The sequence below is a fragment of the Streptomyces sp. NBC_01190 genome, assembly GCF_045039895.1.
Lineage (GTDB): Bacteria > Actinomycetota > Actinomycetes > Streptomycetales > Streptomycetaceae > Actinacidiphila.
Genome location: NZ_CP108580.1, coordinates 731,080 through 745,951, shown reverse-complemented (window position 1 = coordinate 745,951; position 14,872 = coordinate 731,080). Strand labels below are relative to the sequence as shown.

At 74.7% G+C, this 14,872-nt stretch carries 12 protein-coding genes; 6 read left to right on the top strand and 6 right to left on the bottom strand.

Annotated features, from left to right (window positions below; translation table 11 throughout):
* The first annotated feature begins 223 nt into the window (after positions 1 to 223).
* A complete protein-coding gene (locus OG519_RS03190) occupies positions 224 to 2,446 on the top strand; it encodes a protein kinase domain-containing protein (RefSeq protein WP_405578327.1) in 2,223 nt (740 codons plus the stop codon).
* 202 nt (positions 2,447 to 2,648) lie between these two features.
* Positions 2,649 to 3,491, top strand: a complete 843-nt coding sequence (locus tag OG519_RS03185; protein ID WP_405578324.1) for an endonuclease/exonuclease/phosphatase family protein — start codon at positions 2,649 to 2,651, stop codon at positions 3,489 to 3,491.
* 43 nt (positions 3,492 to 3,534) lie between these two features.
* On the opposite strand, the gene OG519_RS03180 is transcribed toward OG519_RS03185, so the two are convergent.
* Both OG519_RS03180 and OG519_RS03175 read right to left on the bottom strand, forming a co-directional pair.
* Entirely contained in the window at positions 3,535 to 4,122 is a 588-nt protein-coding gene (locus OG519_RS03180) for a DUF4865 family protein (RefSeq protein WP_405592432.1), read from the bottom strand.
* Positions 4,123 to 4,245: 123 nt separating this feature from the next.
* Entirely contained in the window at positions 4,246 to 4,818 is a 573-nt protein-coding gene (locus OG519_RS03175; RefSeq protein ID WP_405578322.1) for an isochorismatase family protein, read from the bottom strand.
* A 211-nt stretch (positions 4,819 to 5,029) separates the two neighbouring features.
* On the opposite strand from OG519_RS03175, the gene OG519_RS03170 reads away from it, so the two are divergent.
* A complete protein-coding gene (locus OG519_RS03170) occupies positions 5,030 to 5,269 on the top strand; it encodes a DUF397 domain-containing protein (protein ID WP_405578319.1) in 240 nt (79 codons plus the stop codon).
* Between the two features lie 117 nt (positions 5,270 to 5,386).
* On the opposite strand, the gene OG519_RS03165 is transcribed toward OG519_RS03170, so the two are convergent.
* Positions 5,387 to 6,094: a maleylpyruvate isomerase family mycothiol-dependent enzyme gene (locus OG519_RS03165; protein ID WP_405578316.1), complete on the bottom strand. Its 708-nt coding sequence runs from the start codon at positions 6,092 to 6,094 to the stop codon at positions 5,387 to 5,389.
* Positions 6,085 to 6,738: a pyridoxal 5'-phosphate synthase gene (locus OG519_RS03160; protein ID WP_405578314.1), complete on the bottom strand. Its 654-nt coding sequence runs from the start codon at positions 6,736 to 6,738 to the stop codon at positions 6,085 to 6,087. Before OG519_RS03160 ends, OG519_RS03165 begins: the two co-directional genes overlap by 10 nt.
* A gap of 49 nt (positions 6,739 to 6,787) precedes the next feature.
* Between OG519_RS03160 and OG519_RS03155 the strand changes: the two genes are divergently transcribed.
* From OG519_RS03155 to OG519_RS03145, 3 genes are all read left to right on the top strand, one after another.
* Positions 6,788 to 7,414 carry a CGNR zinc finger domain-containing protein gene (locus tag OG519_RS03155; RefSeq protein ID WP_405578311.1) on the top strand — a complete coding sequence of 209 codons (627 nt, stop codon included), beginning with the start codon at positions 6,788 to 6,790 and terminating at the stop codon, positions 7,412 to 7,414.
* Between the two features lie 427 nt (positions 7,415 to 7,841).
* Positions 7,842 to 10,577 carry an ATP-binding protein gene (locus tag OG519_RS03150; RefSeq protein WP_405578309.1) on the top strand — a complete coding sequence of 912 codons (2,736 nt, stop codon included), beginning with the start codon at positions 7,842 to 7,844 and terminating at the stop codon, positions 10,575 to 10,577.
* Positions 10,578 to 10,621: 44 nt separating this feature from the next.
* Complete coding sequence (locus OG519_RS03145; protein ID WP_405578306.1) at positions 10,622 to 11,122, top strand: hypothetical protein; 501 nt, start codon at positions 10,622 to 10,624, stop codon at positions 11,120 to 11,122.
* A gap of 119 nt (positions 11,123 to 11,241) precedes the next feature.
* On the opposite strand, the gene OG519_RS03140 is transcribed toward OG519_RS03145, so the two are convergent.
* Positions 11,242 to 13,272 carry an N-acetylmuramoyl-L-alanine amidase gene (locus tag OG519_RS03140; RefSeq protein WP_405578303.1) on the bottom strand — a complete coding sequence of 677 codons (2,031 nt, stop codon included), beginning with the start codon at positions 13,270 to 13,272 and terminating at the stop codon, positions 11,242 to 11,244.
* Between the two features lie 517 nt (positions 13,273 to 13,789).
* A complete protein-coding gene (locus tag OG519_RS03135; RefSeq protein WP_405578301.1) occupies positions 13,790 to 14,872 on the bottom strand; it encodes an aminoglycoside phosphotransferase family protein in 1,083 nt (360 codons plus the stop codon).

Below are 14,872 nucleotides of genomic sequence, written 5' to 3'. Positions count from 1 at the left end.
TCGGGGAGCCGGAGTTCCCGACCAGGGGGCGCGAGGAACGGCGCGGGCGACCCACCGCCGGCCGGTGGACCGGAAACGACGGCGACAACCCCGCCCGGCCGGTGAACCCCGGTATCGGCTCCCGAAATGCCCTGCTGCGCTGTCCCGCGTCCGACCCGCCGCGGCCATACTGGGACCGGGGAAGCACCGGGGGAAGCACCGAAGGGTACGGGGGCAGCGGGCGATGGTGGCTGGACATCATGAGGGACAACTCGAACAGCACTACGGGACGCCGGGCGGGGCCGGGACCAACGGCGCTCTGATCCAGAGCCGTTACCGGCTGCACGAGCTGATCGGCCGCGGCGGGATGGGCGAGGTCTGGCGGGCGCTGGACGAATCGCTCGGCCGCCGGGTCGCGGTCAAGTGCCTCAAGCCGGCCGGCCATAGCGGTGACGCCGGCTTCACCCGGGTCCTCCAGGAGCGTTTCCGCCGGGAGGCCAGGGTCGCCGCCGCGCTCCAGCACCGCGGCATCACCGTCGTCCACGACTTCGGTGAACACGACGGCCTGCTCTTCCTGGTGATGGAGCTGCTCGACGGCCGCAACCTGCTCCAGATCCTGGAGGACGCCCGCCGTCACCCGCTGCCCGTACCGGACGTCACCGACATCGCCGAGCAGGTCGCCGCGGCGCTCGCGTACACCCACGCCCACGGCGTCGTGCACCGCGACCTGAAACCGGCCAACATCATGCGGCTCACCGACGGCGCGGTGAAGATCTGCGACTTCGGCATCGCCCGGCTCGGCCACGACATCGGCTTCACCTCCCGCCTGACCGGCAGCGGCGTCGCCATGGGCACCCCGCACTACATGTCGCCCGAGCAGATCGACGCGGCCGAGGTCGACCACCGCAGCGATCTCTACTCGCTGGGCTGCGTGCTCTACGAACTGGCCACCGGCGCGCCGCCGTTCGACCTGGGCGACACCTGGTCGATCCTGGTCGGACACCGCGACTCCCAGCCCGCGCCGCCCCGCGATGTGCGCCCGGAACTGCCCGCGGAACTCGACCGCCTCATCCTCGATCTGCTCGCCAAGGACCCGGAACACCGGCCGCAGGACGCCGCCGACGTCTGCGGCCGGCTCAAGGCGATGCGGGCCGCGGCCGGCGTCGCCGCGGGACAGGCCGCCCCGCCGCCGCTGCCCGGTTGGGCGAAGAGCCTCACCCACGGCAGCCCGGCCCGCTCCACCCGGGCGCACCGCATCGCGGCCCCGCCGCACCACGATCTCACCGCCGCCTGGTCCACCCGGCCGGTGACCGTGGCGGCCGGTCCCGAGACGCTCGCCGCGCTGGCCGCCCGGCACGCCGAGGCGACCGACCTCGGCCGGATCGGCAACTGGGAGCAGGCGTACGAACTGCACACCGCCGTCGCCGCGGACCGCGACCGCGCGCAGGGGCCGGACCACCCCGACACGCTCACCAGCAGTTTCGAGGCCGCCTCCTGCCTCAGCCGGCTCGGCCGCACCGAGGAGGCGCTGCGGACGTACGAGTACGTGGCCGAGGCCCGCCGCCGGGTGCTCGGACCCGACGACCCGGGCACCCTGGCCGCCCGCCACGAGGCGGCCTACGAACTCGGCCGGCTGGGCCGCCACCTGGAGGCCCACCAGGAGTTCTCCGCGGTCCTCGCCGCCCGCGAACGCACGGCCGGCCCCGACGACCCCGAGACCCTCCAGAGCAAGCACAACGTCGCCGTCAACCTGGGCCTGCTCGGCCGCGCCGACGAGGCGTACGCGACGGCCGCCGAGGTCGCCCGGTCCCGCGAACGGGTGCTCGGCGCCGACGACCCGGAGACGCTGCTGACCCGCTTCGAGGCCGGCCACGCGCTCGGCCGCACCGGCCGCTGGGCGGAGGCGGCGCGGATCTACCGGGAGGTCGCCGAGGCCAGGGCCCGGGTGTTCGGCCCGGAGCACGCCGACACGCTCGCCGCCCGCTACGAAGTGGGCATCTGCCTGGTCAGGCTGGGCCGGAGTGCCGAAGCGCTCGCCCTCTTCGAGGAACTCGTCCCGGCCCTCACCCGTACCGTCGGCTCCGCCGACACGCACACCCTGCGGGCGCGGCACGCCCTCGGGGTCAGCCTCGGCCTGCTCGGCCAGTGGGACCGGGCGCTCGCCGAGGCACGCGACGTGGCCGCGGTCCGCGAACGGGTGCTCGGCGCGGGACACCCCGAGACCCTGGTCAGCAAGCGGGAGATCGCGGTGGGCCTGGGCTGGCTCGGCCGCTGGAGCGGGGCACTCGCCGTCTATCACGAGGTCGCCGAGGCCCGTGAGCGCGTCCTCGGGCCCGCCCACCCCGACACCCTGGGCACCCGCAATGACGAGGCCCGCTGTCTGGCGCAACTCGGGCGTACCGCCGAGGCCCAGGAGCTGTACCGGAAGGTCGCCGCCCTCCGGGAAGAGGCGCCGGAACGGCTCTGACCCCGCGGCGCGATCACCGGCCGCCTGGTCGCCGGCTGCTTGGTCATCGGCCCGGGCTGCGTCGGACGATTCCGTCGGGGCAGCCCATGGGGGATGATCGGCTCCGCCGCGGGCCCGTTCGCGGCGGCGGGGGTGATCGACGGCGGTCGGCACGACGAGGAGCGGCGGCGAAGTGGACAGCGGCGAAGGCACGATCCGTGTGATGACCTGGAATCTCTGGTGGCGGTTCGGCCGCTGGGAAGCGCGCCGGGCGGCGATCCTGCGCACGCTGGAGGAGGAACGCCCCGACATCCTGGGCCTTCAGGAGGTGTGGGGGAGCGCCGAGGGCGCCGGGCGGCCCGAGAACCTGGCCGGCTGGCTGGCCGAACGGCTCGGTATGCACTGGGTATGGTCCCGCTCGCCGGTGCAGGACCGCTGGCACGGACGCAACGGCGGTGACACCTCGGTGGACGTGGGGGTGGCGGTGCTCAGCCGCTATCCCCTGCTGGAGACGGCCGAACGGCGGCTGCCCGCCGGCGACTTCCCCGACGACGGCAAGACCGCCCTGTACGCGTCGATCGACGTCCCCGGCGGCCCGCTGCCGTTCTTCACCACCCACCTCAACTCCGGCCTGGACGAGTCCGCTGTGCGCTGCGCGCAGCTCAGGGAGGTCGGCGCCTTCATCGTCGAACGCGGCGCCGGCCCCTACCCGCCGGTCCTGACCGGCGACTTCAACGCCGAGCCCGACTTCGACGAGGTGCGGCTCATCCGCGGTTACCAGACCGCGCCGGCCGCCCGCGGCCTGGTGCTGCTCGACGCCTGGCGCCTCGCCGACCCCGAACTGCCGCAGGGCACCTGGGACATCGCCCACGAGGACGCCGTCACCCCCGGCCCGGGCCCCAGTTGCGTCGACTACATCCTGGTCGGCCCGCCACGGACCGGCGGGCGCGGCGCCATCCGCTCGGCCCGCCGCGCCGGACACCACCCGGTGGACGGCGTTTGGCCGTCGGACCACGCCGCCGTAATCGCCGAACTCGCCCTGCCCGCCGGGCCGGTCGACGGATAGCGCTCGCGGCGGCGCCGGGATCGGCGGCCGGGCGGCAGCGGGCTCACCACTGCCGTCCCCGCTCGATCGTGTCCAGTTCCGGCCGGGACAGATGCAGCACCCGATAGCGCTCGCTGCCCGCTTCCTCCGGAGCCTGGTCCTGCCAGAGCGTGAGGCGCACCAGCTCCCAGCGCCGCGGATCGATCCCGAGGGCGACCGAGTGCACCCCGGGCCGCGCGGCCCGCTCGGGCAGCTCCCGCACCGCGCGCTCCAGCGCCGGACCCGGGTCCTCGTCCGGCGCGGGCGACCAGGTCAGGCGGTCCGCCGCGCACGGGACGCCGGCCACCGCCGGGCCGTGCTCGAAGCCGAGGCCGCTCCAGTGCTCGACCACCGGTCGGCCGAAGTCGCTGACGATGCCCCGGAATCCGGCGCCCCACAGGAAGCTGTTCATGCCCCGCGCGGTGTTCCACAGATAGAAGGGCGCGTACTGGTTGACCGGCGAGCCGTCGGTGCCGCGCTCCCGCACCAGATACGCCTTCAGACCGAGCCCGGGGAAGGTGTCGAGCAGGTGGCCGCGCGTCGCGACCCGGCGGTGGATGATGCCCATGTCGTAGTCGGCGGGCAGGGTGATCCGGTAGTTCATGGCGTGCACGAGGCGCTGCTCCCTCATCGGAAAGGACCGGGGACGAGCCCGGCGGGTTTGCCCGGTATCCCAAATTTCCTGAGTCTCTCCCGGTTTCGCCGATTTCCCGAGATCCCCCGGTTTCCGGTCGGATCAACCCTGGGCGAACACCACCTCGGACGCCTTGGCGACCGTGCCGAGGCGCGGGAAGTCCAGCGTCACCGAGGCCTCGTGCTCGGCGGCGGTGAGCCCGGACATCGCGTCCATGGCGAAGACCAGGCCGTACCCGAGGTCGGCGGCGGCCCGCGCGGTGGACTCCACCCCGAGGTTGGTCGCGATCCCGCCCAGCACGAGGGTGCGCACCCCCCGTTCCTGGAGCTTCTGGTGCAGGCCGGTGTCCTGGAAGGCGCCGATGGTGTGCTTGACCACCACGAGGTCCGCGGCGGCGGCGACCTCCGTCACCAGATCGCTGCCCGGCGGCTGTTCCACCGCGCCCGCCCGTCGGACCCGGACGGCGACCACGGGCGCGCCCGCCGCGCGGAAGGCGCGGATCAGGCCGAGCGCCGCGTCCAGCACCTGGGGGCCCGGGTACGGCGCCAGCGGCAGGGCGACGAGGCGGTCCATCAGATCGATCAGCACCAGGGCGGTACGGGCGGGATCGAGGCCGGGGGGCGGGTCGGATTCAGGTGCCGGGCCGACCCGGCGACCGTGATCATGTGCGGTCATGATCGGACCTTACCGGGCGGATCATGCCGGTGCGCGGTCGTCCAACAGGCAAGAAGAACAGGCCAGTTGGCGACCGAATGGGACGCCGGTCGGACACCCGGGGGTGACGCTCGCGGCGGCTTCCCACTTCTGGCTCCCAGGGCTGCCCCGGCGGATACGCTGATCGGGTACAACGGGGTACGAGGTTGTGGCATGTGGGAGGAGCGCGGACGTGACGGAGAGCACCACCGGTCAGCCGTTGGCGGGCGGGAAGAAACCGCAGGTCGACCTGACGGAGGCGGAGTGGCTGTCGAGCAGCCAGGGCACCGGCGATGTGCAGATCGCCTTCGTGGAGGGCTACATCGCCATGCGTGACGGCCGTAATCCCGAGGGGCCGGCGCTGATCTTCACCCCCGCCGAGTGGCGTGCCTTCGTCCTTGGCGCGCGGGACGGCGAGTTCGACCTCACCTGACGGCATCCGGCCGGTCACCGCCCGGCGGACCACGGTCCGCCGGGCGGTGACCGGCCGACCGTCATCCCACCTGAGCGTCGGGGCCATCGGGCGGCCCGGTGGCCCGGTGCGCCGGTGTTACGGCCAGGGCCCCAGCTCCGGCAGCGGATCGCCGGTCAGCGTCCCGGCCGGGTGCCGTCCGGCCAGCCAGGCCGCCAGATCGGTGAGCCGGCCGCTGACCGCGACCGGAGTCCCCGTACCCCGCGTCCAGGACCAGGGGCCGTCGCTCGCGGTGAGCGTCAGCCGGACGCCGCCCGCCACCCGCCGCGCCAGGAACTCCACCACATGCGCGGCGAACGGCGGTGCCCAGTCCGCCGGGCCCGGGCCGAGCAGCGCGTCGGCCGTGTGGATCTCCAGCTCCCGCCACCAGGCGAGTCCGGCGTCCAGGAGCACGCCGTCGCGATAGCGCACCGGACGGGCCCAGTCCGCCGGACCGACCGCGGACCAGGACGCCTCGATCTCGTCCAGGGCGTCGGCGAGGGCCGGCCGCAGCACGGCCGCGCCGCGCCGGCTCCCCGCCTCGATCGCCGCGTCGCGGGCCGGCCGGCCGCCGTCGTAGACCTCGATGAGCCTGCCGCGCGGGGCGTAGCGCGCCTGCCGGGCCAGCGCGAGGCCGACGCCCTCGATATGGGAGAGCACATGGCCGCGGGTCCAGCCGGGCAGGGCGCTCGGGGCGCGGACCGTGTCCTCGGTGATCACCGGGAGCAGATCGCGCAGCCGGCGGTGCCCGCGGTCCAGCGCGGCGAGCAGGTCGGCCGGCGCCACCACCGCGTCGGTCACGGCCACAGCAGTCCCCGCTCCCAGCCGGCGTCGCTGCGGCGGTACTCGACCCGCGTGTGCAGGCGCCCGCGGTCGCCCTGCCAGAACTCGACCTTGTCGGCGCGCAGTGTGTAGAGGGTCCAGGCCGGTGCCACCAGTCCCGGGTCGTCCTCGATCCGCCGGGCCGCGGCACGCACCTCGGCGTCACGCTCCGCCGGGTCGGCGAGCGGGGTGCTCTGCCGGCCGAGCAGGGCCTCGGCGCGGCCGCCGGGGGAGCGGGCCAGGAAGTCGGCGGCCGACTCGGCCGCGGTGGCCGGCGCCACGGTGCCGCGCACCCGGACCTGGCGGGCCAGCGACGACCAGTAGAAGGTCAGGGCCGCGGCCGGGTGGGCGGTGAGCTCCCGGCCCTTGCGGCTGCCGGCGTCGGCGGCGAACTGCCAGCCGTCCGTGGAGACGTTCTTGCAGATCAGTACGCGCGCGGCGGGGTGGCCGTCGGCGCCCGTGGTGGACACGGTCATGGCGTGCGGTTCGCGGACGCCGAGACGTACCGCTTCGAGCAGCCAGTCGGTGAACAGTTCGTGCGGGTCGGTCGGCAGCTCTCCGGTGGCGAAGACCGGCAGCTCGCCGGCGAACACCTCAAGTCCGCGCAGCACTTCACGCAGATCGGACACAGATACCCCCTCGCTCTTAATGGTTCACGGCGACGATAGCATTAGCGTTATGGACGTTGATCATCTCGCGCTCGATCTCGCGGTCACCATCCGTCACGACGGCCACGGCGGGGTCGCCGACGACCTCGCGGAGCCGGCCGGGCTGACCCGTTGGGCGCGCGAGCACGCGGAGGAACTGGCGGCGCACGGCTTCCCGCCGCCTGACGACGGGTTCGGCGCCGACGCGGAGGCGCTCGCCGGCGCCGTCGAGGTCCGTACCGCGGTCCGCGCGCTCTTCGCCCGGGCGGTGCTGCCCGGACCGCCCAGCGCCGCCGACGCCGGAAAGCTGCCGCCGGCCGCGCAGGCGCTCGCCCGGCTCAACGCGGCCTCGGCGCGGGTCCCGGTCACCCCCCTGCTCGACTGGCCGCCGGCCGGGCCGCCCGCCGCCCGCTGCGCCGCTCCGGGCGCCGCCACCGCGGCGGACCGGCTCGCCGCCGCCCTCGCCCGCTCCGCCGTCGCCTTCCTGACCGGCCCCGACCGCGACCGGCTGCGCGCCTGCCCGGCGCCGCGCTGCGTCCGCTACTTCGTCAAGGAACACGCCCGCCAGGAGTGGTGCAAACCCTCCTGCGGCAACCGCGCCCGCGTCGCCCGCCACCACGCCCGCCGCCGCGCGGGAACGGGCACCGGTACCGACTGACCGCGAGCGCGGAGCCGTACGGGAGCCGGGCCGGCGAGGGGGCCCGCGAACGGCGGACGAGGGGCGCGTACGGGGCGCACGGATGCTTCCGTCCCGGGGCGGGCCGATGACACCTGGTGCGGCGGCACCCGGCCATGGCAGTGTCCGGGGCGAGGCGGCCGCGACGGTGCTTCCGGGGCCGCCGCCGGGCCGGCCGTGTCTCCTGCCAGTGACCGGCCGGCCCGGCGCGGTGGGCGGCGTCGTCGGGGTCGTCAGGGTCGTCGGGGTCGGCCGGGTCGTCGGGGTCTCCAATCACCGTTCCCATTCCGCCGCCGTTATGTCCTCACACACCGCAGTGGGCGGCGTACGCTGTGACCCGATCGAACCGGTGGCCGTACGGGACGTCGTGCGCCGGGCGCGCGCCCGCCGTAGGGCAGGGAGATGCTTCATGGCGCAACGCCATCCGCGCGGTCGGCGCGCACTGCTCGAACGTGAGGCCGAACTCGCGGCCGTCGACGAGGCGTTGGCGGACCTGAGCGGTGAGCGGGGACACCGGAGCGGCGGGCTGCTGGCCTTCGCGGGACCGGCCGGCCTGGGCAAGACGACGCTGCTCGCCGAGGTGCGGGCCCGGGCGGCCGCCCGAGGCTGCACCGTGCTCGCCGCGCGCGGTGGCGACCAGGAACAGCAAGTGGCCTTCCATGTCGCCCGGCAACTCCTCCAACCCCGGCTGGCCGGCCGCCCCGACCCGGAGATCCGCGCCTCGCTGGGCAGTTGGTACGGCATCGTCGGCCCGGCCCTCGGCCTGTGCACCGCGGACGGCCCCGCCCCCGACCCGCAGGGCCTGCGTGACGGCCTGGACTGGGTGCTCACCCATGTCGCCGTGCAGAACGCCCCGGTCGTCCTGGTGCTGGACGACGCGCACTGGGCCGATCCCCAGTCGCTCAACTGGCTGGCCGCCTTCGCGCCCCGCGCCGACGAACTCGCGCTGCTCATCGTCGTCGCCTACCGGCCGGACGAACTCCCGGACGGCGCCGAGGCGTTCCGCGGTCTGCCCGGCCGGGCCGGCCACCGGCCCATCGACCTCGACCCGCTCACCGCGGCCGCGATCGGCACCCTGGTACGGGACTCGGTCGGCGACCACGCCGACGACGCCTTCTGCCGGGAGTGCTGGGCGGTCACGGCGGGCAATCCGTTCGAGGCGGTCGAACTCACCGCCAAGGTCAGGGATCGCGGGCTGCGCCCCGACGAGGCCAGCGCGCACCTGCTGCGCGACCTGGTGGCGGCGGTGAAGGGCCACGGCCTGATCACCCAGATCGAACGGCTCGGCCCCTCGACGGTCCGGCTCGCCTGGGCCGCCGCCGTGCTGGGCACCGAGGTCGAGCCCGCGCTGGCCGCGACCGTCGCCGGTCTCGGCCAGGAGGAGGCCGCCGACTGCGCCGACCGGCTGCGCGAGGCCCGCATCCTCAATGGCGGCCGGACCCTCGGCTTCGTCCACCCGCTGATCGCCACCGCCGTCTACCGGGCGATCCCCGACGCCGTACGCGTCGCGCTGCACGGCCAGGCCGCCTGGTCGGTCATCGACGACGGACAGGGTCCGACCGCCGCCGCCCGCCACCTGCTGGAGACCCACCCCGACGGCGATCCCTGGGTGGTCCACCAACTGCGCGCCGCCGCCCGGGAGACGCTGCGGGCCGGCGCGCCAGAAGCCGCCCGCACGCTGCTCGCCCGCGCGCTGCGCGAACCCCCGCCGCCCGAGGAACGCGCGGCGGTGCTCTACGAGTTGGGCTGCTCGTCGCAGCTCCTCGAACCCGCCACCACCGTCAACCACTTGCGCGCCGCGCTCGAAGAGCCCGTCACGGACCCGGCCCTGCGCGACGGCATCCTCTTCCGGCTCTCCCAGTCCCTCGCGCACAGCGACCGGATGACCGAGGCCGCCGAACTGGTCGGCGAGGCGGCCCGCACCGCCACCGACGCCAGGACCAAGCTGCGGATGCAGTCCGAGCAGTTCATGTGGGACGCGTTCCGCGCCGACGAACCCGACTCGCCGTCCCGCTCCCGGCGGCTGGCCAGACTCGCCGACCGGCTCACCGGCCGGGACGTCACCGAGCGCTACATCATCGCGCTCCGCGCCTGGGACGCCACCCTGCGCGGCGAGCACTTCTCCACGGCGCTGCGGCACGCCGACCGCGCCCTGGAAGCCGGACTGCCGTGGGCCGACGAGAACCGCGGCTTCGAGGTGCCCGCGCTCGCGGCCATCACCTATATGTACGCCGACCAGCCCGACCGCGCCGAGGAGTACTTCGCCACCGGCATCGCCGACTTCGAGCGGCAGGGCTGGCGCGGCGCCCACCTCTCCTTCGGACTCCTGCTGCTCGGCTACATCCGCTACCGCCGCGGCCGCCTCGCCGAGGCAGCGGAACTCGCCCGCGACGGGCTGCGCCTGGCCGTGCGCGTCGGCCACGGCACACCCGTGCAGTGGTATTCGGTCGCGGTGCTGATCCAGATCCTGCTCGCCGGGGGACGCGTGGAGGAGGCGACCAGGCTCGCCGCCGACTACTCCTTCCAGGAGCCGTTCCCGGCCACCGTCACCTTCCCCGACGCCCAGGCCGTCCACGGCGAGCTGCTGCTCGCCCGCGGCCTGCGTAACGAAGCCGCGGCCGAACTGACGTCCGTCGGGCGGCGGTTGGACCACCGGGGGATGCGCAATCCGGCCTGGTGTCCCTGGCAGATGCACCTGGCCCTCGCCGAGTCCCGCGACGCGCCGGAGCGCGCCGGGCTGAACGCCCTGGACGCGGTCGCCAGGGCGCGCCAGTTCGGCGCCGCCTCCACGATCGGGCAGAGCCTGCGGGTCGCCGCCGAGGTGGTCGGCGACGAACGCGGACTTCCGCTGCTCGCCGAGGCCGTCGGCCACCTGGAGACGTCACCCTCGGTCCACGAGCTCGCCCAGGCGCTGGTCGCCCACGGCTCGGCGCTGCGCCGCTCCGGCGCCCTCCCGGAAGCCGGCGACCGGCTGCGCCGGGGCCTTGAGGCGGCCGTGCGCTGCGGCGCGGACGCCCTGGCGGACACCGCGGGGCGCGAGCTGGCGCTGGTCGCCCCGGCGCGGCCGGCCGGCGTGCCCGCGCCGCGTTCCGCCCCGGTGAACGCGGCCGGCGGCTCATCGGCGCAGCGGCACCGCGGGGCGTGACGTCCAGCTCCCGGAGGCCGCCGCCCACCCCGTACGATGGCCGTATGTCCTTCCTCCGCCGCCGTAGCGCAGCCACGCCCACCGGTCCGGACTTCGACGTCCTCGCGATGGAGCCGGGCGACTGGCCGGGCGACCTGGGCGCCGGGCTGCTGCCGGGGCCCGACGGGAGCTGCCAGGGCATCTACCTGCGCTACGACCTGTTCGGCGGCCGCGGGCCCGCGATGCTCATCGGCAACCTGCCGCCCGGCTCACCCGCCAGGGAACTGGCGGACGGCCAGGTCCCCTTCGAGGTGGCGCAGCTCCTGGCCGCGCTCGGCAACGACGAGCCCGCCGAGGTCACCTCGGTCGAGGACACTCCGGTGATGCACGGCGACAGCCTGCTGATCGTCCGGCGGATCAAGATCTCCGAGTCCCGGATCGCCTGCGCCCAGTTCGACCGCAGCGACGGCGTCCAGGTCACCATCGCCACCTGGGACCGGCCCATCACCGACGACCTGTACCAGCTCCTCAAGCCGCTGCCGGCCAAGATGTTCCAGGCCGGCTGAGCCACCCGCCGAGTCACCGGCCGGGCCGAGCGGCCGAGTCACCGATCCGGCCGAGCGGCTGAGCCACCCGCCGGGCCCGGTCGTCCGGGCCCGGCCGGTGGCCGGCGGCGACGTCCGGGTCAGCGCGGAGCGCCGAGCACCGACGGCAGCACCGTCACGTCCTCGGCCCTGACGTACTCCACCCGGGCGCCGAGCTGGATCTCGTAGTAGACCTGCCGGCCCCGCACCACCTGCTGGTCGGTGGTGTCGAAGCTGACCGAGTAGTAGTACTCGCCGTGCACCCGGTTACCGACCACGTACCGCTGCCCGGCGGGCACCTGGTACGTCATCGGGGAGAGCGCCTGGACGGGCACGCCCGCCGGGAAGGCGGCGGCCTCGGGGTAGGCACGGCCGTAGACGGGGATGGTGGCGAGGCCCTTCTTCGGGGTGACCACCAGGCCCACCGAGTTCACCGCCGCCGGATCGGCCGCCGGGTTGTGGAACCACGCCTTCTGGCCGAGGTACCAGATCGCCGTCCAGTCGCCCTGCCGCCCGGCGACCGCGAACTGCTGGCCCGCCGAGGCCCTGGCGCCCATGTCGTTGACGCCGGTGGTGCTCGCCCCGGTGGCGCCGTGCAGACCGATGTCCCGGACCAGGGGCGCGTCCGCACTGGGCGCGGTGTAGAGCCGTACCGCCGTCGAGCCGTGCGCCGGGCAGGTGTCGTCCACGGTCACACACCCGGTGTAGAGCGGCTGGTTGGTGGCGTAGTCCGGGTCGATGGTCACCACGCCGCCCCAGGACCCCGCGGTGGCGTGGATCGGGGCGCCGAGCAGCGCCATGTAGTGGCTCCAGTCCCAGTACGGACCGGGGTCGGTGTGCATACCCGGCACGTAGGAGGCGGTCGGCCCCGGCACATTGTCGTGGCCGAGGATGTGCTGCCGGTTCAGCGGGATGCCGTACCGGGCCGCCAGGTACTTCACCAGCTTCGCCGACGAGCGGTACATCGCCTCCGTGTACCAGGCGTCCGGGTCGGTCAGGAAGCCCTCGTGCTCGATGCCGATGGAGTGGGCGTTGGTGTACCAGTTGCCCGCGTGCCAGCCGACGTCCTTGGTGCTGAGGTGCTGGGCGACCTGGCCGTCCGCGGACCGCACGGTGTAGTGCCAGCCCAGGTACGTCGGGTCCTGGACGAGTTGCAGCGCGGTGTCCCAGGAGCCCTCGGTGTCGTGGATGACGATGGTGTCGATCTTCTGGTCGACCGGGCGGTCGGCGAGGTCGTGGTTGCCGTAGTCGCCGTCACCGGTCTCCTGGTACGGGGCCGGCACCCACGCGCAGCCGAGGCCGGGCGGACACTCGGTCTCCGGGTCGTTCCCGGCGTCCTGAGGCGTCGAAACCGGCCGGAGCCCGACCCGGGCGGCCTGTCCCGCGGCCGGCCGCAGGGACGGCAGCGCGGGCAGCGCCACCCGCTGGCCGCTGTCGGTGGTCCGCGACTCACCCTCCCGGATGACGTCGAACACGTTGTCGGCGAAGGAGTCGGCGGTGGCCCGGTCGTCGGCGCCCGAGTAGCGGGCGACCGCCGCGTACCAGTCGGCGGGGTCCGCGCTGAGCGGCTCGTGCAGCGACTTCTGGGCGGCGGCCAGCAGGGCCGCGCCGCCGGCGACGTTGGCGGCCGGATCGGTGCGCAGCGCGCCGGCCGGCAACCCGGTGAGGGTCGCGGCCCGGTCCAGGGTGGTGAGGTTCGCGGGCAGCGCCGCGATGTCCGGAGCCTCGACGGTCGCGGAGGTGACCCGCGGCCGTGAGTCGTCGCCGCGCCCGTCACCGCCGTCACCGCCGCCGTCGGCCGCGCCGGTCGGCGGGTAGTCCGTCAGCGCGGTACGGGCGTCGGTGAGGTGCATCGGCCCGTAGCCGCCGCTGACGCTCGGCACCCCTTGGTGGCCGTCCCAGCGGGACTCCAGGTACCCGACGCCGAGCAGCACGCTCCGCGGGACGTGGTAGCGCTGTGCGGCGTCGGTGAACGCCTGCTGGAGCGGGCCGACCGCGGGGCCCCGCGACGGCTGCGCCGCGTGTGCGGTACCGAACACCGAAAGCAGCGCCGCCGTCGCGGCGACGGCGGTCACCGTTCGCGACAGGCGCCGGCCGCGGCGTCCGGGGTGCGGAGTAGCGGTTCCTGGCACAGGGCCTCCTCCATGAGATACCGGTCGATCAGGCACCACAGAGGTATCGGCTGGCGAATGACCCGTCAACTACCCGTGCATCAGGCCGTCTTCGCACGTCAGCACCGTTTTCGGCGGAGATTTCCCGGCTCCGGCGCGCCCACCTGCCCCGCGTCAGTGGTGTGGACCAGCGAGGCGGGTGGGACGGCGCGGAAAATCGGGTGCCCGCCGCCGGGGCTTCGCCGGGGAACGGGCTGCCCGGGCGACCCCGGCGACGGACGCTCAAGGGCCGGGATGCCGGCGAGCGCCGGTGCGGACCGGCGGTCGCGGCCGTACATCCCGAGTGGTCCCCCGCCGGGCCGCTTGCGGCGGCATGCGGGGGTGAATGGTTTCACCGGCTGCCGATCCCGGTTGCTCCGGGCCGGCCGGGTCCCGGCCGGGTCGTCCCGGCCGGTCCAAGTCGGCTCCCGTCGGGTCCGATCGGCTCCGGCTCGGCTGGGGTCGGCTGGGGTCGGCTGGGGCCGGGACCGGTCGCTGCTCAGCGGGTGCCGACCGCCGCCCTGACCGCTCCACGCGCCATCGAGCAGTCCTCGTGCAGCCGGCGCAGCAGCAGCCGCTGCTCCTCGCTCGCCTCCGCCGCGCCCGGCGGCACCGGACCCGGCGCCCGCATGGTCCGCTGGACGGCCAGCTCGTAGGTACGGATCTCCCGGGTCAGTACCAGCATCAGGTTCACCAGGAAGGCGTCCCTGGCGGCCGGGCCCGGCGCCTGGGCCTGCTGGCTGATCTGCCGGCGGGCCGCCGGGTCGTCGCCGAGCACCGACCAGAGCGTCGCCAGGTCGTATCCCGGCAGGTACCAGCCGGCATGCTCCCAGTCGACCAGCGACGGGCCGGCCGGGGAGAGCAGCACATTGGAGAGCAGCGCGTCGCCGTGGCAGAACTGGCCCTGGGCGTGGGTCAGTCCGTGCAGCAGCTTGCGCAGATCACCCATGTCCCGGTCGGTGAGCAGGCCCAGCTCGTAGTAGCGGTTGATCCGGGCCGGGTAGTCGATCGGCGCGTCGAAGGAACCGGCGGGCGGGCGCCACAGGTTGATCCGCGCGTACGCGGAGACCGCGGCCCGTACATCGCCCCTGTTCGGCGGCTGGGAGGGATGCCGCTGCGGCGACACCACCCGGCCGGGCATCCGCTCCATGACCAGCACACAGCTCTCCGGGTCGGCGGCGATCAGCCGGGGCACCCGTACCGGGGGCCGGTGCCGGACAAAGGTGCGATAGGCCGCTATCTCCTGGCGGAAACGTTCCGCCCAGGCGGTCGAGTGATCGAGCAGACACTTGGCGACCGCCGGAGCGCGCCCCGAACTGCCGATCAGCAGAGCGGTGCGGCCGCCGCGGCGCAGCAGCTGGACCGGAGCGAACTCCGGGCAGATCCGCTGCACCGCGGCGACCGCGGTGCGTAGTTGGGCGCCCTGCGGGCCGGTCAAGTCGAGTCTCCCGCTCAGCGGATGGGAGCCGGTCGCCAGACCGCGCCGAACCGCGGTGGCCTGGCGGGGCCTGAGCACTGGCTCGGTGACCGTCGGATACGCGAGCCTGGGCGGAGCGGACACGGAGGACGATGCCGGATACAT

What these genes read in the sequence shown, in the direction of transcription:
- OG519_RS03190 (WP_405578327.1), top strand. Translation starts at nt 224, where the DNA reads ATGGTGGCTGGACATCATGAGGGACAACTCGAACAGCACTACGGGACG.
- OG519_RS03185 (WP_405578324.1), top strand. Translation starts at nt 2,649, where the DNA reads ATGACCTGGAATCTCTGGTGGCGGTTCGGCCGCTGGGAAGCGCGCCGG.
- OG519_RS03175 (WP_405578322.1), bottom strand. Translation starts at nt 4,818, where the DNA reads ATGACCGCACATGATCACGGTCGCCGGGTCGGCCCGGCACCTGAATCC.
- OG519_RS03155 (WP_405578311.1), top strand. Translation starts at nt 6,788, where the DNA reads ATGGACGTTGATCATCTCGCGCTCGATCTCGCGGTCACCATCCGTCAC.
- OG519_RS03150 (WP_405578309.1), top strand. Translation starts at nt 7,842, where the DNA reads ATGGCGCAACGCCATCCGCGCGGTCGGCGCGCACTGCTCGAACGTGAG.
- OG519_RS03145 (WP_405578306.1), top strand. Translation starts at nt 10,622, where the DNA reads ATGTCCTTCCTCCGCCGCCGTAGCGCAGCCACGCCCACCGGTCCGGAC.
- OG519_RS03135 (WP_405578301.1), bottom strand. Translation starts at nt 14,872, where the DNA reads ATGTATCCGGCATCGTCCTCCGTGTCCGCTCCGCCCAGGCTCGCGTAT.